Origin of the sequence: Mycobacterium mantenii, from assembly GCF_010731775.1 — a bacterium.
Taxonomy (GTDB): Bacteria; Actinomycetota; Actinomycetes; order Mycobacteriales; family Mycobacteriaceae; genus Mycobacterium; species Mycobacterium mantenii.
This window is the reverse complement of sequence record NZ_AP022590.1, coordinates 1,734,737-1,757,660: the sequence shown is the minus strand read 5'-3', so window position 1 is coordinate 1,757,660 and position 22,924 is coordinate 1,734,737. Positions and strand designations below refer to the sequence as shown.

General features: G+C 67.8%; 2 protein-coding genes (1 of these 2 only partly in view). Both read left to right on the top strand.

Annotated elements, in window-relative coordinates; translation table 11 throughout:
* Window positions 1-9,548, top strand: partial view of a non-ribosomal peptide synthetase gene (locus G6N50_RS07850; RefSeq protein WP_169926972.1) — the 3' end only. Its footprint begins 10,084 nt before the window's first position; 9,548 of the gene's 19,632 nt are visible here — the last part of the coding sequence; the start codon falls outside the window, past its left edge; its stop codon occupies window positions 9,546-9,548.
* A complete protein-coding gene (locus tag G6N50_RS07845) occupies window positions 9,545-22,924 on the top strand; it encodes a non-ribosomal peptide synthetase (RefSeq protein WP_142275681.1) in 13,380 nt (4,459 codons plus the stop codon). Before G6N50_RS07850 ends, G6N50_RS07845 begins: the two co-directional genes overlap by 4 nt.

The window sequence follows — 22,924 nt, the reverse complement described above, 5'->3', positions numbered from 1 at the left end:
GCGGGCCGGGCGCGCGGATGTATCGCACCGGGGACCTGGTCAGTTGGGGCGCTGACGGACAGCTGGTTTATGGGGGACGCGCGGACGAGCAGGTCAAGATCCGCGGGTATCGCATCGAACTCGGTGAAGTCCAAGCCGCCCTGGCCGCGGTGGATGGGGTGGATCAGGCGGTGGTGATCGCCCGCGAGGACCGCCCCGGCGACAAACGCCTGGTGGGTTACATCACCGGCACGGCAGACCCGGCCACGGCGCGTCGCCGGCTGGCCGACCGCCTGCCCACGTACATGGTTCCGGCCACGGTGATGGTGTTGGAAGCCCTGCCGCTGACGGTCAACAACAAACTGGACACCCGCGCCCTCCCGGCACCGGAATACACCGACGGCGATCACTACCGGGCCCCCGCGACTCCCACCGAGGAGATCCTGGCCGGCATCTACGCGCAAGTCCTGGGGCTCGAGCGGGTCGGAATTGACGACTCGTTCTTCGACCTGGGCGGGGATTCGCTGTCGGCGATGCGGGTGATCACCGCGATCAACACCATCCTGGACACCCACGTCGCGGTGCGCACCTTGTTCGGAGCGCCCACGGTGGCCCAATTGGCGCCTCATATCGGCGAGGGATCGGGCGGACGTCAACGGTTGGCGCCGCAGCAGCGGCCCGCGGTGGTGCCGTTGTCGTTCGCCCAGCAGCGGTTGTGGTTCCTCGACCAATTGCACGGACCCTCACCGGTTTACAACATGGCGGTGGCGTTGCGGCTGAGCGGCAAGCTTGATGCCGACGCGTTCGGCGCGGCCCTGTTCGATGTGGTGGGCCGCCAGGAGGGCCTGCGCACGCTGTTCCCGGCGCCCGAGGGCATACCCCAGCAGCTGGTGGTGCCGGTCGAGCGGGCCGACTTCGGTTGGCAGGTGGTGGATGTCACCGACTGGCCTGCGGCGCAGCTTGACGAGGCCATGGGCGCGGTGGCGCGTCACAGTTTCGATCTGGCCAACGAGATCCCTTTGCGGGCAACACTTTTCCGCATCGCTGAGGACGAGCATGTGCTGGTCGCCGTGGTGCACCATATCGCCGGCGACGGCTGGTCGGTGCAGCCGTTGGTGGCTGACCTGGGGGTGGCCTATGCCAGCCGGTGTGCGGGACAAGAACCCGACTGGGCGCCATTGCCGGTGCAGTATGTCGACTACACGCTGTGGCAGCGCGCGCAACTGGGCGACCTCGACGACAGCGACAGCCGCATCGCCGCGCAGCTGGCCTACTGGCAACAGGCACTGGATGGCATGCCCGAGCGGCTCGAGTTGCCGACCGATCGGTCCTACCCGCCGGTGGCCGACTACCGCGGGGCCAGTGTGGCGGTGGACTGGCCGGCCGACTTGCAGCGGCGGGTTGTTCGAGTCGCACGTGAGCACAACGCGACCAGCTTCATGGTGGTTCAGGCCGCCCTGGCGGTGCTGTTGTCTGAGCTGAGCGCCAGTCTCGATGTGGCAGTCGGGTTCCCGATCGCCGGGCGCGACGATCCGGCGCTGGACGATTTGGTGGGCTTCTTCGTCAACACCTTGGTCCTGCGGGTCGACCTGGCCGGAGATCCCACGGTGGCTGAGCTCCTGGCGCAGGTGCGAGCGCGCAGCCTGACCGCCTACGAGCACCAAGACGTGCCGTTCGAGCTGCTGGTCGATCGACTCAACCCCACCAGAAGCCTGACGCATCACCCGCTGGTTCAGGTGATGCTGGCGTGGCAGAACCTTCCCTGGAACAGCAGCAATCCCGCTGCCGGGTTGACTTTGGGGGAGGCGCAGGCCACCCCGCTGCCAGCGGAAACCCACACCGCCCGAATGGATTTGGCGTTCTCGTTGGCCGAACGCTTCACCGAGGCCGGTGACGGCGCCGGGATTTCCGGGTCGGTGGAGTTCCGCACCGATGTGTTCGACGCGGCCAGCATCGAACTCCTGATCGAGCGGTTGCGGCGGGTGTTGGTCGCCATCACCGACGATCCGGCTCGGCGGGTCTCTTCGGTGGATGTGCTCGATTCGCCTGAGCACGCCCTCCTCGACGAGATCGGTAACCGCGCCACGCTGGCCCAGCCCGGAACCGGGGCGTCGATACCGGAGTTGTTCGCCGCGCAGGTGGCGCGCGCCCCGGAGGCGGTGGCGGTGACCTTCGAAGGCCACTCCATGACCTATCGGGAGCTGGACGAGGCGGCAAACCGGTTGGCGCATCTGTTAACCGGCCAAGGCGTGGGCCCTGGCGATGTTGTCGCGCTGTTGTTGGAGCGCTCAGCGCAGGCGGTCGTGGCGATGCTGGCGGTGCTGAAGGCCGGTGCGGCTTACTTGGCGATCGACCCCATGCTGCCGGCGGCGCGGATGCAGTTCATGGTGGCCGATGCCGCGCCGATGGTCGCGATCACCACTGCGAAGCTGGCCGACCATCTGGACGGGTGCCACCTGCTGGTGATCGATGTCGACGACCCCCGAATCGACGGCTACCCGGACACGGCGCTGCGTGCGCCAAACCCCGACAATGTCGCCTACCTGATCTACACCTCGGGCACCACCGGCCTCCCGAAGGGCGTGGCGGTCACCCACCACAACCTGGCCCATGTGGCGGAGTCAACGCCCCCGGATCTGCCGGCGGCGCAGGCATGGACGCAGTGCCATTCCTTCGCTTTCGACTTCTCGGTATGGGAGATCTGGGCTGCGCTGTTGGGTGGGGGCCGGCTGGTGGTGGTGCCCGATGCGGTGACGGCCTCGCCAGACGACTTCCACGCCCTGCTGGTTGCCGAGCACGTCAACGTGCTCACCCAAACACCGTCAGCAGTGGCGGCGCTCTCGCCGCAGGGCTTGGAGTCGGCGGCGTTGCTGCTCGGGGGTGAAGCCTGCCCGGCGGAGGTCGTCGATCGGTGGGCGCCGGGTCGAGTGGTGATCAATGCCTACGGTCCGACCGAGGCCACGATTTACGCGTCGATGAGTTCCCCGTTGGCGGCCGGGTCCGGTGCGGTGCCGATCGGTGCGCCGGTCCCGACAGCCGCGTTGTTTGTGCTGGACCAGTGGTTGCGTCCGGTGCCGGCCGGTGTCGTGGGCGAGTTGTATGTCGCCGGCCGCGGCGTTGCGTGTGGGTACCTGGGCCGGGCCGGGTTGACCGGGTCGCGGTTCGTGGCATCCCCGTTCGGGGAGCCGGGGACGCGGATGTATCGCACCGGGGATCTGGTGCGGTGGGGCGCCGATGGGCAGCTGCGGTACCTGGGGCGCGCCGACGAGCAGGTCAAGATCCGCGGCTATCGCATCGAGCTGGGCGAGGTCCAGTCCGCGCTGGCCGCCCTCGATGGGGTGGAACAGGCGGTGGTGATTGCCCGCGAGGACCGCGCCGGCGACAAGCGCCTCGTCGGCTATGTGACTGGAGCCGCTGATCCGACCGAAATTCGGGCCCGGTTGGGTCAGCGGCTCCCCACATATATGGTGCCGTCGGCGGTGGTGGTGCTCGAAGCGCTGCCGCTGACGGTCAGCGGCAAGCTGGACGCCCGCGCCTTGCCCGCCCCGGAGTACACCGCCAGCGGGTATCGGGCGCCGGGCACTCCCACCGAGGAGATCCTGGCCGGCATCTACGCGCAGGTCCTCGGACTCGAACGTGTTGGGGTAGACGACTCGTTCTTCGATCTGGGTGGGGATTCGCTGTCGGCGATGCGCCTGATCGCCGCGGTCAACACCAGCCTGGATGCCGGGCTTGCGGTGCGCACCCTGTTCGAAGCGCCCACGGTGGCCCAGCTGGCGCCGCGTATAGGTGGGGATGGGCATCGACGTAAGCCGTTGGTGGCCGGCCCGCGGCCCTCGGCGGTGCCGTTGTCGTTTGCCCAGAGCCGGTTGTGGTTCCTTGATCGGTTCGAAGGCGGGGTTGCGACCTACAACATGCCGATCGCGTTTCGGATCAGCGGGGCGCTGGATACCGAGGCGCTGGATGCGGCGCTCGATGACGTGATCGCCCGCCACGAATCGCTGCGCACGGTATTTCCCGACGTTAACGGGGTGCCGTTGCAGCAGGTCTTACCGGCCGAGGCGGGGATGTGGCGGCGCGGCGGCGCGGCGGTAGTGTCGTTGTCCGAGCAGGATGTGGTCGGCGAGCTGGTGGCGCTGGCCGGGTATCGGTTCGATCTGTCGACCGAGATCCCGATCCGCGCACAGATCTTCGCGGTGGCGCCAGAGCAGTATGTGGTCGGAATCGTGTTGCACCACATCGTTTTTGACGGTTGGTCGATGGCTCCGATGGTCCGTGACGTCGCCGAGGCGTATCGGGCGCGGCGGCAGGGCCGGGCGCCGGACTGGGCGCCGTTGGCGGTGCAGTATGTCGATTACACGCTGTGGCAGCTGGATTGGCTGGGATCGGAGTCCGATCCGGATAGCGTGATTGCGGGGCAATTGGCCTACTGGCGTGAGCAGCTGGCTGATCTGCCGGAGGTGGTGTCGCTGCCGACTGATCGGCCCCGTCCGCCGGTGCCCAGTTACCGCGGCGATTGGGTCGAGGTGCGGATAGAACCGCAGTTGTGGGCGGGCGTCAAGGCGCTGGCAGCGGCGCATAATGCGACGGCCTCGATGGTGATGCAAGCGGTCATGGCGGTGTTGTTGCACCGCGTCGGTGTCGGCGAAGACGTGGCGATGGGCACGCCCATCGCCGGGCGGCTGGATCAAGCGCTCGATGAACTGGTCGGGTTCTTCGTCAACACGTGGGTCCTGCGGGTGGGTGTCAACCCCACGCAGCGGTTCAGCGACGTCCTTGAACAGGTGCGCCAAAGGGCGCTGGATGCCTACGGCAACCAGGATGTGCCGTTCGACCAACTGGTCGAGCAGCTCAACCCGGTGCGCTCCACGGCGCATCATCCGCTGTTCCAGGTGGCCGTGGCCTTCCAGAACAATGTGCGCCCGGAGGTGGCGCTCGACGGCGTCAGCATCGAGCCGCTGGGGGTGTCCACCCGCACCGCCAAGTTCGATCTGGATTTCGACCTGACCGAGGTGGCCACCGAGGACCCGGCCGCACCGATGGTCGCCGGCATGGCGACCTATGCCACGGATTTGTTTGACCGGGCCACCATCGAGCGGCTGGTCACCTGGCTCGGGCGAGTGATCGAGGCCGTGGTGGCCGATCCTTCGGTGGTGGTGGGAGACGTCGCGCTGCTGGACCGCGATGAGCGTGATCTGGTGCTGTCGGACTGGTCTGGCGCTGAAGTGCAGGCGCCCGTCGGTGTGGCGCCGGAATTGCTGACGGTGGCGGTGGCCGCCGACCCGGACGCGGTGGCGGTGCTCGACGGCACGCGAAGCGTGTCGTATCGCGAGCTTGACGCGTGGTCGACGCGGTTGGCCCGGGTGCTGATCGAAACGGGGGTGGGTCCCGACCGTGCGGTGGGCGTGGCGACGGATCGCTGCGTGGAGCTGGTGGTCGCCTGGTGGGCGGTGATCAAGGCCGGCGGCGTGTATGTGCCGGTGGATCGGACACATCCGGTCGAACGCATCGCCACGGTGTTGGAGACCGTGGGCGCGGTATGTGTGTTGACCGGTGGCGCCGACTCGGTGGCCGGGGCTGAGGGGCGTCCGGTTTTGCGCATCGACGGGCTGGACCTGGCCGGACGGTCCGCGGAGGCGATCACCGACGCCGACCGGCGTGGGGCCCTGCGCGCGGACTGCGCCGCGTATGTGATCTTCACGTCGGGATCCACCGGTGTCCCCAAGGGGGTGGCGGTCAGCCACGCCGGTCTGCTGGGGATGGCAGCCGCACAACGCGCGGTGTTCCGGCTGGGCGCGGATGCGCGGGTGTTGATGGTGGCCGCGCCGACCTTTGATGCCTCGGTGTTCGAGGTGTTGTTGGCGGTGGGGTCGGGATCAACGTTGGTGGTGGCGCCGCCGGACGTGTATGCCGGACAGGCGCTAACCGCACTGTTGCAGGGCCGGCAGGTCAGCACGGCCGTCATGACCCCGACGGTGCTGTCGTCGCTCGATCGGGCCCGGCTGGACGAGTTGGGCACGCTGATCACCGCGGGGGAGACCTGCCCGGCGGAGGTGGTGGCCGCCTGGGCGCCGGGTCGCCGGATGTTCAACGCCTACGGCCCCACCGAGGCCACAGTCTGGGCCACCTGCACCGAGCCGTTGGTGGAGGGGCAGCCGGTCAACATCGGCGCCCCGATCCCGGGAGTGTCTGCGCTGGTGCTGGATGCCCGGCTGAACCCGGCGCCCGTCGGGGTGGTGGGCGAGTTGTATCTGAGCGGACCGGCGCTGGCGCGTGGCTACGTCGGCCGGGCGGAACTGACCGCCGAACGGTTTGTGGCCAACCCGTACGGGGGTGCCGGGACGCGCATCTATCGCACCGGGGATCTGGCCCGCTGGACATCGGCAGGCACCCTGGACTACCTGGGCCGCGCTGACACCCAGATCAAGCTGCGTGGGCAGCGCATCGAACTGGGTGAAATCGAGAACACGCTGCTGGCCTGCCCGCAGGTCACCCAGGCAGCGGCCAGCGTGCACCACAGCAATGCGGGCGTCAACTTGGTCGCTTACATCAGCGTGGAGCAGTCCACGACCGTCGACGAGGACGTCGAAGTGGTCGAACAGTGGCAACACATGTACGACGAGTTGTACGGCGCCGAGGTCGGGGCGCCGGCGTTCGGCATGGATTTCCGGGGCTGGAACAGCAGCTACACCGATGAACCGATCTCGCTCGAAGAGATGAAGGAGTGGCGTTCGGCCACGGTCGATCGGATCATGGCGCTGCGGCCGCGGCGGGTGCTGGAGATCGGTGCCGGTTCGGGGCTGCTGTTGTCCCAGATCGCGCCGCACTGTGAACGCTACGTCGGCACCGACATGTCGGCGGCAGCTGTCCACAACTTGGCCCGCGCGCTGGATGAGTTGCAGATCCCGTGGCGGGATCGGGTCCAGTTGCTGGCCCAGCCCGCTCACGTCACCGAGGGGCTGCCGCGGGGATCGTTCGACACCATCATTCTCAACTCGGTCGTCCAGTACTTCCCCAACGCGGGATACCTGGCAGATGTCATCGACAACGCCATGGACCTGCTCGGGCCGGGCGGGACATTGTTCATCGGCGATGTGCGAAACCACAGCCTGCAGGGCGCGTTCCAAACCGGAGTCGCGCTGGCGCGCACGACCACTGACGACGGCGGCGAGATCCGCCAGCGGGTGTACCGGGCCGTGCTCGGGGAACCCGAATTGCTCTTGGCGCCAGAGTTTTTCATCACCTGGGCCGCCGAGCACACGTCGGTGGTGGCCGGAGTCGGTATCGAAGTCAAGCGTGGATCGGGCGACAACGAGCTGACCCGGTACCGCTACGACGTCAGCATCCGCAAGACCCCCGCCCGGGCTTGTTCACTGGCCAAGGCACCCGCCTGGCCGTGGACGCGGTGCGCAGGCTTGAGCGGGTTGCACACCGAGTTGACAACCCAAAGTCCCGCCATCGTGCGCGTCACCGGCATCCCGCGCGCCGGAGTGATCACCGACGTTCAGATCGAACAGGCGCTGGCCGCCGCCATGCCCCTAGCCGAGGCGCTTGCGCAGGCCAGCGCCACCGCGGACTCCGACGCCGTCACCCCTGAACAGCTGCACCAGCTTGGGGAAGCTGCCGGATATCGCGTCGCAGTGACCTGGGGCGCTCAACCCGGCACCCTGGATGCGGTTTTCATCCGCGCCGCTGACCCCGGCGCGGGGCACACCACATCGCTGACGGACCTCTACTTGCCTGCTTCCACCGGAGCGCAGCTACGCAGCGTCCATGCCAATGACCCGCACACCAACACCAAGGTCAGTGCGGTCCGGCAGTGGGTGGGCGCGCGGTTGCCCGATTACATGGTGCCGACGCAGATCGTGGTGCTCGAGGAGTTCCCGCTGACCTCTTCGGGCAAGGTCGACCGAAAGGCGCTGCCGGCACCGGTATTCGCCGCCACGCCCTTCCGGGATCCGCAGACCGAGACCGAAAAGATCGTCGCCGAGGTGTTCGGCGAGGTGCTCGGGGTGGATAGGGTCGGCCTCGACGACGACTTTTTCGCCCTGGGCGGGGACTCGTTGATCGCCACCCAGGTCAGCGCGAGGCTGCAGTCGGCGCTGGGCCGGGACGTGTCGGTGCGGTACCTGTTCGAAGCCCCCACCGTCGGCGGTCTGGCCGCCTATCTGCACCGGCACCGAGGCGCGGCTGCCCGCCCGCCGTTGCAGGCGATGCCGCGCCCGGAGCGGATCCCGTTGTCGTATGCCCAGCAACGGTTGTGGTTCATCGACCAGGTGCAGGGACCGTCGCCGGTTTACAACATGGCGGTGGCGCTGCGGCTTAGCGGGCGCCTTGATGCCGAGGCGTTGGGGGTGGCGCTGGCCGACGTGGTGGGTCGCCAGGAGAGCCTGCGCACCGTGTTCGCTGCGACCGAGGGGACACCGCAGCAGCTGGTTGTGCCCGCTGAGCGGGCCGACTTCGGCTGGCAGGTCGTTGATGCCATCGGCTGGTCGGAGGGGCGGCTACAGGAGGCCATCGGCGCGGTGGCGCGTCACAGTTTTGACTTGGCCACCGAGATCCCGTTGCGCGCAAGGGTTTTCCGCGTCAGCGAGGACGAACACGTGCTGGTCGCCGTGGTGCACCATATCGCCGCCGACGGCTGGTCGATCACCCCGCTGGTGGCCGAGCTCGGCGTTGCCTACGCCAGCCGGTGTGCGGGGCAGGCCCCCAACTGGGCGCCATTGCCGGTCCAATATGCCGATTACACGCTGTGGCAGCGCGAATACCTGGGCGACCTGGCCGATTCCGACAGCCGCATCGCCGCGCAGCTGGCCTACTGGGAGCAGGCGCTCGTCGGGCTACCCGAGCGGCTGATGCTGCCCACTGACCGGCCTTATCCGGCGGTCGCCGATCACCGCGGCGCCGGCGTGGTCGTGGACTGGCCGGCGGAGTTGCAGCAGCAGGTTGCCCGGGTGGCCCGGGAGCACAACGCGACCAGCTCCATGGTGGTTCAGGCCGCCCTGGCGGTGCTCTTGTCTCAGATCAGCGCCAGCTCCGATGTGGCGCTGGGGATCGCCAGCGCCGGGCGCGGCGACCCGGCGCTGGATGAGTTGGTCGGGTTCTTCGTCAACACCTTGGTGCTGCGGGTGGACCTGGCCGGTGATCCCACGATCGCCGAGCTGCTGGCGCAGGTGCGACAACGCGGCCTGGCGGCCTACGAGCACCAGGACGTGCCGTTCGAGGTGCTTGTCGATCGACTGAAACCCACCCGAAGCCTGACCCACCATCCGCTGGTTCAGGTGATGTTGACCTGGCAGAACCTGCCCTGGAACAGCAGCGGGCCGGCGGGCGGCCTGGTTTTGGGCGACGTGGAGGTTACGCCGCTGCGGGCGGACACCCAGACCGCCCGGATGGATTTGGTGTTTTCGCTGGCCGAACGTTGGACGGAGGCCGGCGACCCGGCCGGGATCGGGGGAGTCGTGGAGTTTCGCACCGATGTGTACGACGCGGACAGCGTCGAAATGCTGATCGAGCGGTTGCGGCGGCTGTTGGTGGAGATTACCGCCGGGGCGGGGCAGCGGTCATGACTGCTGATCTGACGCGGCGGTTGTCGTCGATGGACGTGCTGGATGCCGATGAGCTCGCCCGGCTGGACGAGTGGGGCAAGCGGGCGGTGTTGACTCGGCCCGCGACGGGGGCGTCTATCCCGGCGTTGTTCGCCGCGCAGGTGGCGCGCACGCCAGAGGCGGTGGCGCTGACCTGCGGGGAGCGCTGCCTGACGTATCGCGAGCTGGACGAGGCGTCTAACCGGTTGGCGCACCTGTTGGCCGCGCACGGCGCGGGCCCGGGACAGTCTGTGGCCCTGGTGTTTTCCCGGTCGGCTGAGGCGATCGTCGCGATCGTGGCTGTGCTCAAGACCGGGGCGGCGTATCTGCCGATCGATCCGATGGTGCCGGATGCGCGGATGCAGTTCATGGTGGCCGACGCCGCGCCGATTGCCGCGGTCACCACCGCGGAGCTGCGCTCGCGGCTGGATGGGTGCGGCTTGGCCGTTGTCGATGTCCGCGACACCCGCATCGATACCCAACCCGGCACCGCGTTGCCGGCGCCGGCTCCCGATGACCTCGCGCACATCATCTACACCTCGGGTACCACCGGTGTGCCCAAGGGGGTGGCGGTCACCCACCACAACGTGACCCGGCTGTTCGACTTGCTGGACGTCGGCCTGGAACTGGGGCCGGGACAGGTGTGGACGCAGTGCCACTCGTACGCCTTTGACTATTCGGTATGGGAGATCTGGGGCGCGCTGCTGTTTGGTGGGCGGCTGGTGGTGGTGCCCGAAGCGGTGACGCGCTCACCCCAGGACTTCCAGGCCCTGCTGGTCGCTGAAAAGGTCAGTGTGTTGAGCCAGACTCCCTCTGCGGTGGGGGTGCTCTCGCCCGAGGGGTTGGAGTCGGCGACATTGGTGGTCGCCGCGGAGGCCTGTCCGGCCGAGGTGGTGGACCGCTGGGCTCCCGGGCGGGTGATGATCAATGCCTACGGCCCGACCGAGACGACGGTGTATGCCACGATCAGCGCGCCGCTGACACCTGAGTCGACGGTGGTGCCGATCGGCTCACCGGTGCCGGGCGCGGCGCTGTTCGTGCTCGATCGGCGGTTGCGTCCGGCGCTGGCCGGGGTGGTCGGCGAGTTGTATGTGGCCGGTACCGGCGTGGGCGTCGGGTATGTGGGCCGGCCCGGACTGACCGCATCACGGTTTGTTGCCTGCCCGTTCGGCGGGCCGGGCGCGCGGATGTATCGCACGGGCGATCTGGTGCGGTGGGGTGCCGACGGACAGCTGCGGTATCTGGGGCGCGCCGACGAGCAGGTCAAGATCCGCGGCTATCGCATCGAGCTCGGTGAAGTCCAAGCCGCCCTGGCCGCGGTGGATGGGGTGGATCAGGCGGTGGTGATCGCCCGTGAGGACCGCCCCGGCGACAAACGTCTGGTGGGTTACATCACCGGTACGGCAGACCCGGCCGAGATACGCGCCGCGCTGGCCGACCGCCTGCCCGCCTACATGGTCCCCGCCGCGGTGATGGTGTTGGAAGCCCTGCCGCTGACGGTCAACAACAAACTGGACACCCGCGCCCTCCCGGCACCGGCGTACACCGACGGCGATCACTACCGGGCCCCCGCGACCCCTACCGAGGAGATCCTGGCCGGCATCTACGCACAGGTCCTGGGGCTCGAGCGGGTCGGGGTCGACGACTCGTTCTTCGACCTGGGCGGGGATTCGCTGTCGGCGATGCGGGTGATCACCGCGATCAACACCACCCTGGACACCCGCCTTGCGGTCCGCACCGTGTTCGACTCGCCCACGGTGGCCCAGTTGGCGCCCCGCATCGGCGAGGGCTCGGGCGGGCAAGAGCCGTTAGTGACCCAACAGCGGCCCGCGGTGGTGCCGCTGTCGTTCGCCCAGCAGCGGCTGTGGTTTATCGACCAGTTGCACGGGCCCTCACCGGTTTACACCATGTCGGTGGCCTTGCGGCTGAGCGGCAAGCTTGATGCCGACGCGTTCGGTGCGGCGCTGGCCGATGTGGTGGCCCGCCATGAAAGCCTGCGCACGCTGTTTGCCGCGCCCGATGGCATACCCCAGCAGGTAGTTATCCCCGTTGAGCGGGCCGAGTTCGGGTGGCAGGTAGTCGACGCCAGCGGCTGGCCGGCGGACCGGTTGGGTGAGGCCATCGACCCGCTGGTGCGTCACAGTTTCGATCTGGCCAACGAGATCCCTTTGCGGGCAACACTTTTCCGCATCACCGAGGACGAACATGTGTTGGCGGCCGCGGTGCACCATATCGCCGCCGACGGCTGGTCGATCACCCCGCTGGTGGCTGATCTGGGGGTGGCCTATGTCAGCCGGTGCGCGGGGCACGCCCCGGACTGGGCGGATCTGCCGGTGCAGTATGTCGATTACACGCTGTGGCAGCGTGCGCGGCTGGGTGAGTTCGACGACAGCGACAGTCCCATCGCCGCGCAGCTGGCCTACTGGGAACAGGCGCTGGATGGCATGCCCGAGCGGCTGGAGTTGCCGACCGATCGGCCCTACCCGCCGGTGGCCGACTACCGCGGCGCCAGTGTGGCGGTGGACTGGCCGGCCGAGTTGCAACAGCAGGTGGCGCGGGTCGCACGTGAGCACAACGCGACCAGCTTCATGGTGGTTCAGGCCGCCCTGGCGGTGCTGCTGGCCAAGCTGAGCGCCAGCCGTGATGTGGCGGTGGGATTCCCGATCGCCGGGCGCGGTGACCCGGCGCTGGACGATTTGGTGGGCTTTTTCGTCAACACGCTGGTGCTGCGGGTCGATGTGGCCGGAGATCCCAGTGTCGCCGAGCTGCTGGCCCAGGTGCGTCAGCGCAGCCTGGCCGCTTACGAGCATCAGGATGTGCCCTTTGAGGTGCTGGTGGAGCGGCTCAACCCCACCCGATCCCTGACGCATCACCCGCTGGTGCAGGTGATGTTGGCCTGGCAGAACTTCCCCTGGCAGGACTCCGCCGCCGGGGTGGCGTTGGGTGATGTGCAGGTCGCCCCGATGCCGGTAGACACTCAGACCGCCCGCATGGATTTGACGTTCTCGTTGGCTGAACGCTGGGGTGAGGCCGGTGAGCCTGCCGGGATTGGTGGGGCGGTGGCGTTTCGCACCGACGTGTTCGACGCCGAAACCATCGAGGCGCTGATCGAGCGGTTGCAGCGGGTGTTAGCGGCGATGACGGCCGACCCCGCACGGCGGTTGTCGTCGGTGGATCTGCTCGATGCCGGTGAGCATGCCCGCCTGGATCAGATGGGCAATCGGGTGGTGTTGGACCAGCCCGCGACGCCGGTGTCGATTCCAGCGTTGTTCGCTGCGCAGGTGGCGCGCACACCCGAAGCGGTGGCGATCAGCTTCGACGACCGCGCCATGACCTATCGCGAGGTGGATGAGGCCGCGAACCGGCTGGCGCACCTGTTGGCCGCGCAGGGCGCGGGCCCAGGACAGTGTGTGGCGCTGCTGTTTTCCCGGTCGGCCGAGGCGATCGTGGCGATTGCGGCGGTGCTCAAGACGGGGGCGGCGTATCTGCCGATCGACCCAGGGGTACCGGATGCGCGCATCGAGTTCACGGTGGCCGACGCCGCGCCGGTAGCCGCCGTCACGACCACCGTGTTGGCCGAGCGCCTGGACGGGTGCCACCTGCTGGTGATCGATGTCGACGACCCCCGCATCGACGGCTACCCGGACACGGCGTTGCCGGCGCCGGACCCCGATGACATCGCGCACATCATCTACACCTCGGGCACCACCGGTGTGCCCAAGGGCGTCGCGGTCACCCACCACAACGTGACCCAGCTGATGCGGACCCTGGATGCCGGCCTGGCCGTGCCGGGGCCGGCGAAGGTGTCGACGCAATGGCACTCCTATGCCTTCGACGCCTCGGTCCGGGAGATCTGGGGTGCGCTGTTGCATGGCGGGCGGATGGTGGTGGTGTCCGAGGAGGCGGCAGCCTCTCCGGACGACTTGCACGAGCTGCTGGTTGCCGAACAGGTGAACGTTCTCACCCAGACCCCGTCTGCGGTGGCGATGTTGTCGCCGGAGGGTTTGGAGTCGGCGGCGTTGGTCGTGGGCGGTGAAGCTTGCCCGGCCAGCGTGGTGGATCGGTGGGCGCCCGGGGGACGGGTGGTGATCAACGCCTACGGCCCGACCGAGACCACGGTGGATGTGACGGTCAGTGCGCCACTGTCGGCCGGGACGGGCGTCGTGCCGATCGGGTCACCGGTGTCGGGGGCGGCGTTGTTCGTGCTGGATGGGTGGTTGCACCCGGTGCCAGTCGGGGTGGTCGGGGAGTTGTATGTGGCCGGCCGCGGCGTGGGCGTCGGATATGTGGGCCGGGCCGGGTTGACCGGGTCGCGGTTTGTGGCCTGCCCATTCGGGGGGTCTGGGGAGCGGATGTATCGCACCGGGGATCTGGTGCGGTGGGGTGCCGATGGGCAGTTGCACTACCTGGGGCGCGCCGACGAGCAGGTCAAGATCCGCGGCTATCGCATCGAGCTCGGTGAAGTGCGCGCGGTGTTGGCCGGGCTGGACGGGGTGGAGCATGCGGTGGTGGTTGCCCGCGAGGACCGCCCGGGCGACAAGCGCCTGGTGGGCTATGTCACCGGGACAGCCGATCCGGCCGGAATACGCGCCGCGCTGACCGAGCGGCTCCCGGCCTACATGGTCCCGGCCGCGGTGATGGCGTTAGAGGCGCTGCCGATGACGGTCAGCGGCAAGTTGGACATCCGGGCCCTGCCGGCACCGGAGTACACCGCCGGCGGGTATCGGGCGCCGGGCACTCCCACCGAGGAGATCCTGGCCGGCATCTACGCCCAGGTGCTTGGCGTGGAGCGGGTCGGGATCGACGACTCGTTCTTCGACTTGGGTGGGGATTCGCTGTTGGCGATGCGGGTGATCGCCGCGGTCAACACCAGCCTGGATGCCGGGCTTGCGGTGCGCACCCTGTTCGAAGCGCCCACGGTGGCCCAGCTGGCGCCGCGTATCGGTGGGGACGGGCGTCGGCGCAAACCGTTGGTGGCCGGCCCGCGGCCCGAAAGGGTTCCGGTGTCGTATGCGCAGAGCCGGTTGTGGTTCCTGGACCGGTTCGAGGGGGCTGCGACCTACAACATGCCGATCGCGTTTCGGATCAGCGGGGCGCTGGATGTGCAGGCGCTGGATGCGGCGCTCGATGATGTGATCGCTCGCCACGAATCGCTGCGCACGGTATTTCCCGACGTTGACGGGGTGCCGTTGCAGCAGGTGTTGCCGGCCGAGGCGGGAATGTGGCGGCGCGGCGGCGCGGCCGTGATCTCGGTGCCCGAACAGGATGTGGTCGGCGAACTGGTGGCGCTGGCCGGATACCGGTTTGATCTGTCGACCGAGATCCCGATCCGTGCGCAGATCTTCGCGGTGGCGCCGGAGCAGCACGTGGTGGGGATTGTGGTGCACCACATCGCTTTTGATGGATGGTCAGCGGCTCCGATGGTCCGTGACGTGGGAGCGGCGTATCTGGCGCGGCGGGAGGGCGGGGCACCGGACTGGGCGCCGTTGGCGGTGCAGTATGTGGATTACACGCTGTGGCAACAGGATTGGCTGGGATCGGAGTCCGATCCCGACAGCGTGATTGCGGGGCAGTTGGCCTACTGGCGGCAGGAGTTGGCGAATCTGCCCGAGGTGGTGTCGCTGCCGGCTGATCGGCCCCGTCCGCCGGTGCCCAGCTACCGCGGTGACGGGGTAGAGGTGCGCATTGACCCGCAGACATGGGCGGGGGTCAAGGCGCTGGCGGCGGCGCACAATGCGACGGCCTCGATGGTGATGCAAGCGGTCATGGCGGTGGTGCTGCACCGGGTCGGGGCCGGTGAGGACATGGTGCTTGGCGCGCCGGTCGCGGGGCGGCTGGATCCAGCGCTCGATGAACTGGTCGGGTTCTTCGTCAACACGTGGGTGTTGCGGGTGGGTGTGAATTCTGCGCAGCCGTTCAGCAACGTGCTTTTGCAGGTGCGGAAAAAGGCACTGGATGCCTACAGCAATCAGGATGTGCCGTTCGAGCAACTGGTCGAGCAGCTCAACCCGGTGCGCTCTGCGGCGCATCATCCGCTGTTCCAGGTGGCCATGGTCTTTCAGAACAATGTGCGCCCCGATGTCGCGCTCGACGGAGTGTGCGTCGAGCCGCTGGGGGTGTCCACCCGCACCGCCAAGTTCGATCTGGATTTCGACCTCAGGGAGGTGCCGGGCGAGGGTCCGGCCGCACCGATGGTCGCCGGCATGGCGACCTATGCCACGGATTTGTTTGACCGGGCCACGATCGAGCGACTGGTCACCTGGTTTGGACGGGTGATCGAGGCCGTGGTGGCCGATCCGTCGGTGGTGGTGGGAGACGTCGCGCTGCTGGACGACGGTGAGCGCGATCTGGTGCTGTCGCAGTGGTCTGGTGCTGGGATAGGGGCGCCAGTGGGGCTGGTGTCGGAGTTGTTGGCGGCGGCGGTGGCCGTCTTCCCGGACGCGGTGGCGGTGCTCGACGGCGGGCGAAGCGTGTCGTATCGCGAGCTTGACGCGTGGTCGACGCGGTTGGCCCGGGTGCTGATCGAAACGGGGGTGGGTCCCGAGCGCGCGGTGGGCGTCGCGACGGATCGCTGCGTGGAGCTGGTGGTCGCCTGGTGGGCGGTAATCAAGGCCGGCGGCGTGTATGTGCCGGTGGATCGGACACATCCGGCGGAGCGCATCGCCACGGTGTTGGAGACCGTGGGCGCGGTATGTGTGTTGACCTGCGGCACCGACACCGTGGCCGGGGCCGGGTCGCGTCCGGTGGTGCGCCTCGACGGGCTGGACCTTTCCGGATGCTCCGCGGAGGCGATCACCGACGCCGACCGGCACGCGGTCCTGGGCGTGGATAACACCGCTTACGTCATCTTCACGTCCGGGTCCACCGGTGTGCCCAAGGGAGTGGCGGTCAGCCACACCGGTCTGCTGGGGGTGGCCGCGGCGAAACGCGAGGTCTACGGGTTGGGTCCGGATGCGCGGGTGTTGATGGTGGCCGCGCCGACCTTTGATGCCTCGATCGTCGAGTTGTTGTGGGCGGTGGGGTCGGGGTCAACGTTGGTGGTGGCGCCGCCGGACGTGTACGCCGGGGAGGCGTTGACCGCGTTGCTGCATGACCAGCAGGTCACCGCGTCCCTGTTGACGCCGACGGTGCTGTCGACGCTGGATCGGGCCAGGCTGGACAGGTTGGCCACGCTGATCGCCGTGGGGGAGGCCTGCCCGGCCGAGGTGGTGGCCGCCTGGGCGCCGGGTCGGCGGATGTGCAACGCCTACGGCCCCACCGAGGGCACCATCTGGGCCACCGACGCACAACTGTCGGCGGGGCAGCCGGTCAGCATCGGCGCCCCGATCCCGGGAGTGTGCGCCCTGGTGCTGGATGCGCGGCTGAACCCGGCCCCGGTCGGGGTGGTGAGCGAGCTGTATCTGAGCGGACCGCTGGCCAACGGCTATGTGGGCCGCGCGGAACTGACCGCCGAACGGTTCGTGGCCAACCCGTACGGGGCTGCTGGGGAGCGGATGTATCGCACCGGCGACCTGGTGCGATGGACCCCCGCGGGCACCCTGGACTACCTGGGCCGCGTCGACACCCAGATCAAGCTGCGTGGCCAGCGCATCGAACTCGGTGAAATCGAAAACACCATGTTGGCCTGCCCGCAGGTCACTCGGGCCGCCGCCGCCGTGCATCGCGGCACCACCGGCGTCAACTTGGTCGCGTACATCAGCCTCGAGCACGCCAGCAGCGCTGATCACGACACCGAAATCGTCGAACAGTGGCAACACCTATATGACGACCTGTACGGCGCCGAGGTCGAGGTGTCGGGGTTCGGCATGGATTTCCAGGGCTGGAACAGCAGCTACACCGATGAGCCGATCCCGCTGGAAGAGATGAAGGAGTGGCGTTCGGCCACAATCGATCGGATCATGGCGCTGCGGCCGCGGCATGTGCTGGAGATCGGCGTCGGTTCGGGGCTGGTGTTGTCACAGGTCGCCCCGCACTGTGAACGCTACGTCGGCACCGACATGTCGCCGGTGGCGGTGGCCACCCTGGCCCGCTCACTGGAGCAACTGCAGATCCCGTGGCGGGATCGGGTCCAATTCCTGGCCCAGCCCGCCCACGTCACCGAGGGACTGCCGCGGGGATCGTTCGACACCATCATTCTCAACTCGGTCGTCCAGTACTTCCCCAACGCGGGATACCTCGCCGAGGTCATCGACAACGCCATGGAGCTGCTGGGGCCCGGCGGGACATTGTTCATCGGCGATGTGCGAAACCACAGCCTGCAGGGCGCGTTCCAAACCGGAGTCGCGCTGGCCCGCACGGCCGCCGACGACGCTGCCGAGATCCGCCAGCGGGTGTACCGGGCCATGCTCGGGGAACCCGAATTGCTGCTGGCCCCGGAGTTTTTCACCACCTGGGCCGCCGAGCATGCGTCGGTGGGCGGAGTTGGTATCGAAGTCAAGCGCGGATCGGGCGACAACGAGCTGACCCGGTATCGCTACGACGTCACCGTGCACAAGACGCCCGCCGCGGTTCGTTCACTGGCCACCGTACCCGCCTGGCCGTGGACGCGGTGCGCAGGGTTGAGCGGACTGCACACCGAGCTGACAACCCAACGTCCCACCACCGTGCGCGTCACCGGTATTCCCCGCGCGGGAGTGATCACCGACGTCGAGATTGAACAAGAGCTGGCCGCGGGGCTGCCCTTGGCCAAGGCGCTGACCCAAGCCGCCGGCGCCGATGCTGTTGTCCCCGAAGACCTTTACCGCCTGGGTGAGGCCGCCGGATACAACGTCGCGGTCACCTGGGGAGCCCACCCCGGCACCCTCGATGCGGTCTTCATCGACGCCACGGGTACGGACGCCGAGCACAGCCCACCGCTGACCGATCTGTACCTACCCCCCGCGGGCGCGCACCACCGCACCACCTACACCAATGACCCCGATACCAATACAAAGGTCAGCGCGGTGCGGCAGTGGATGAGTGCGCGGTTGCCCGATTACATGGTGCCGACGCAGATCGTGGTGCTCGAGGAGCTCCCGCTGACCTCCTCGGGCAAGATCGACCGAAAGGCGCTGCCGGCACCGGTATTCGCCGCCAACGCCTTCCGGGCGCCGCAGACCGAGACCGAGAAGATCGTCGCCGAGGTGTTCGGCGAGGTGTTGGGGGTGGATCGGGTCGGGCTCGATGACGACTTTTTCGCCCTCGGTGGGGACTCGTTGATCGCCACCCGGGTGACCGCGCGGTTGCAGTCGGCGTTGGGCAGGGACGTATCGGTGCGGTACCTGTTCGACGCGCCCACCGTGGCCGGGTTGGCCGAATGGATCACTACACATTCGGTGGAACGGGCGGGGACGCAATTGACGGCCCAACCGCGGCCTGCGGTGGTGCCGTTGTCGTATGCCCAGCAGCGGTTGTGGTTCATCGACCAATTTCAAGGCCCTTCGCCGGTTTACAACATGGCGGTGGCGCTGCGGCTGAGCGGGCGCCTTGATGCCGAGGCGTTGGGGGTGGCGCTCGCCGATGTGGTGGGCCGCCACGAGAGCTTGCGCACCGTGTTCGCCGCGGCCGAGGGGATACCTCAGCAGGTGGTGGTGCCGACTGAGCGCGCCGACTTCGGTTGGCGCGTCGTTGATGCCATCGGCTGGTCGGCGGACCGGCTGGGTGAGGCCATCGGCGCCGTGGTAAGTCACAGTTTCGACCTGGCCACCGAGATCCCTTTGCGGGCAGGGGTTTTCCGCGTCGGCGAGGACGAGTACGTGCTGGTCGCTGTGGTGCACCATATCGCCGCCGACGGCTGGTCGATCGCCCCGCTGGTGCGGGATCTGGGGCTGGCTTATGCCAGCCGGTGTGCGGGGCAGGCCCCTAACTGGGCGCCATTGCCGGTCCAGTATGCCGATTACACGCTGTGGCAGCGTGAACAGCTAGGTGATCTCGACGACGGTGACAGCCGCATCGCCGCGCAGGTGGGCTACTGGCAAGAGGCCCTGGCCGGGATGCCCGAGCGGCTGCAGCTGCCCACCGACCGGCCTTATCCGCCGGTGGCCGATCACCGCGGCGCCAGTGTGATCGTGGACTGGCCGGCGGAGTTGCAGCAGCGGGTCGCAAGAGTGGCCCGCGAGCACAACGCGACCACCTTCATGGTGATGCAGGCCGCCCTCGCGGTGCTGCTCTCCAAGATCAGCGCCAGTTCTGATGTGGCAGTGGGTATCGCGACCGCCGGCCGCGGTGACTCCGCGCTCGATGAGCTGGTGGGTTTCTTCGTCAACACCTTGGTGTTGCGGCTCGACCTGTCCGGGGATCCCAGCGTCGCTGAGCTGCTGGCCCGGGTGCGGCAGCGTGGACTGGCCGCTTACGAGCACCAGGACGTGCCCTTTGAGGTACTCGTCGAGCGGCTCAACCCCACTCGATCGCTCACCCATCACCCGCTAATCCAGGTGATATTCACTTGGCAGAACCTTCCCGGGCAAGTCAATAACCCTGCGGCCCAGCCGGTCTTGGGTGATCTGCAGGTCACGCCGCTGCCGGTGGACACGCAGACCGCTCGCATGGATTTGACATTTTCCCTGGCCGAACGCTGGACCGAGACTGGTGAGCCCGCCGGGATTTCCGGGTCGGTGGAATTCCGCACCGACGTGTTCGACGCCGACAGCATTCGGACGCTGACCGAGCGGCTGAGGCGGGTGGTGATGGCGATGACCGCCGACCCGACGCGGCCGTTGTCGTCGGTGGATCTTCTCGATGCGCCTGAGCACGCATGGCTGGATGAGATGGGCAAGCGGGCGGTGTTGACTCGGCCCGCGACGGGGGCGTCTATCCCGGCGTTGTTCGCCGCGCAGGTGGCGCGCACGCCCGAGGCGGTGGCGCTGACCTGCGGAGGCCGATGCGTGACGTATCGCGAGCTGGACGAGGCGTCTAACCGGTTGGCGCACCTGTTGGCCGCGCACGGCGCGGGCCCGGGACAGTCTGTGGCCCTGGTGTTTTCCCGGTCGGCTGAGGCGATCGTCGCCATTCTCGCGGTGCTGAAAACCGGGGCGGCGTATCTGCCGATCGATCCGATGGTGCCGGATGCACGGATGCAGTTCATGGTGGCCGATGCCGCGCCGATTGCCGCGGTCACCACCGCGGGGTTGGCCGACCGGCTAGAGGGGTCCGACCTGCTGGTCATTGATGTCGACGATCCCCGCATTGCCGCACAACCCGGCACCGCGTTGCCGGCGCCGGCTCTCGATGACCTCGCGCACATCATCTACACCTCGGGTACCACCGGTGTGCCCAAGGGGGTGGCGGTCACCCACCACAACGTGATCCGGCTGTTCGACTTGCTGGACGTCGGCCTGGAACTGGGGCCGGGACAGGTGTGGACGCAGTGCCACTCGTACGCCTTTGACTATTCGGTTTGGGAGATCTGGGGCGCGCTGCTGTTCGGTGGGCGGCTGGTGGTGGTGCCCGAAGCGGTGACGCGCTCCCCGGACGACTTCCACGCCCTGCTGGTCGCCGAAAAGGTCAGCGTGTTGAGTCAAACCCCGTCGGCCGTGAGGGTGCTCTCGCCCGAGGGGTTGGAGTCGGCGACATTGGTGGTCGCCGCGGAGCCCTGCCCGGCCGAGGTGGTGGACCGCTGGGCTCCCGGGCGGGTGATGATCAATGCCTACGGCCCGACCGAGACGACGGTGTATGCCACGATCAGCGCGCCGCTGGCACCCGGGTCGGGCGCGGTGCCGATCGGCTCACCGGTGCCTGGCGCGGCGTTGTTCGTGCTGGACGGGTGGCTGCACCCGGTGCCTGCCGGTGTGGTCGGCGAGTTGTATGTGGCCGGTACCGGCGTGGGCGCCGGGTATGTGCGCCGGGCCGGGTTGACCGCGTCGCGGTTTGTTGCCTGCCCGTTCGGGGCGCCCGGGTCGCGGATGTATCGCACCGGCGATCTGGTGTGTTGGGGTGCCGACGGACAGTTGCAGTATCTGGGGCGCGCCGATGAGCAGGTCAAGATCCGCGGGTATCGCATCGAACTCGGTGAGATTCAGGCCGCGCTCGCCGGGCTGGACGGGGTGCAGCAGGCGGTGGTGATCGCCCGTGAGGACCGCCCCGGAGACAAACGCCTGGTGGGCTACATCACCGGCCCGGCAGACCCGGCCACGGCGCGTCGCCAGTTGGCCGAGCGGCTACCTGCCTACATGGTGCCGGCCGCGGTGATCGTGTTGGACGAGCTGCCGCTAACACTCAACGGCAAACTCGATAACCGCGCCCTTCCGGCACCCGAATACCAAGATGCCGGCGGTGGGTATCGGGCCCCGGCCACACCCACCGAGGAAATCCTGGCGGGCATCTACGCCAAGGTGCTGGGGCTCGAGCGGGTCGGGGTCGACGACTCGTTCTTCGACCTTGGGGGAGACAGCATTTCGGCGATGCGGGTGATCGCCGCGATCAACAAGGCATTGGATGCCGGCCTTGCGGTGCGCACCATGTTCGACGCCCCGTCCGTGAGAAGTTTGAGCCGGCAGCTGGGCAGACATGCCGACGCGGCGGAAGTAGTCCCTCTCGAGGTGCTAAAGGAGGGCACGGGCGTTCCGCTGTGCTGTATTCATGATGGTTTCGGGCTTAGCTGGTCGTATCGGGCTCTGGGCGAGTACTTGGATTGCCCGATTATCGGGATTAACCAACTCCCGCAAGATGGCGAAGCTGAACCTGCATCCGTTCGTAGCATGGCGGCAAGCTATGCAGACAGGCTCCAAGCCGTTTATCCTGACGGGCCCTACAAGCTTCTCGGATGGTCTTTTGGCGGCGTCGTCGCCCACGAGCTCGCCATTGAGCTTCAGCGACGCGGGTGTGAAGTCCAACGCCTTGTGCTGCTCGATGCTGCATTCATCGCGAACAAGATCATCACCAGATTAAGCGCCAAGCGAGTCAAGGTCGTCGCTAGAAATCAAGCTCTGGTCCAGAGTCAAGTCCTTGAATACATCTTGCGCGCCAATTGCATAGATGTTCCGGTGCAGTCCGGGCCACTTACCTATGTGCAGGCGGAGGAATTAATCCACCAACAAGACGCAGGGGACTTTGTTCTTCCGCCGAGGCAGCTGTTGGAGTTCATGGTGAAAAGCTTTAATGCCAGCCAGTCGTACCTCCTGCAACACACACCTGATGTGTTTGATGGCGATATGGCCATATTCTCCGCTGCACGAAATGGCAACGAGAACGCTCTCGGCCCGAGGTCACGCTGGCGAGGACCGCGAATCCGGTTGGCTACGCGATCCCACCTACGGAGTTGGCGATCTCACGTTGTCGGCGACATTACGGAGCGCCCGGTCGACTGCACACACTACGAGATGCTGACCGCCAGATCGCTCGCTCTCTACGGTCAACAACTCAAACTTTTATTAGAGCCGTAA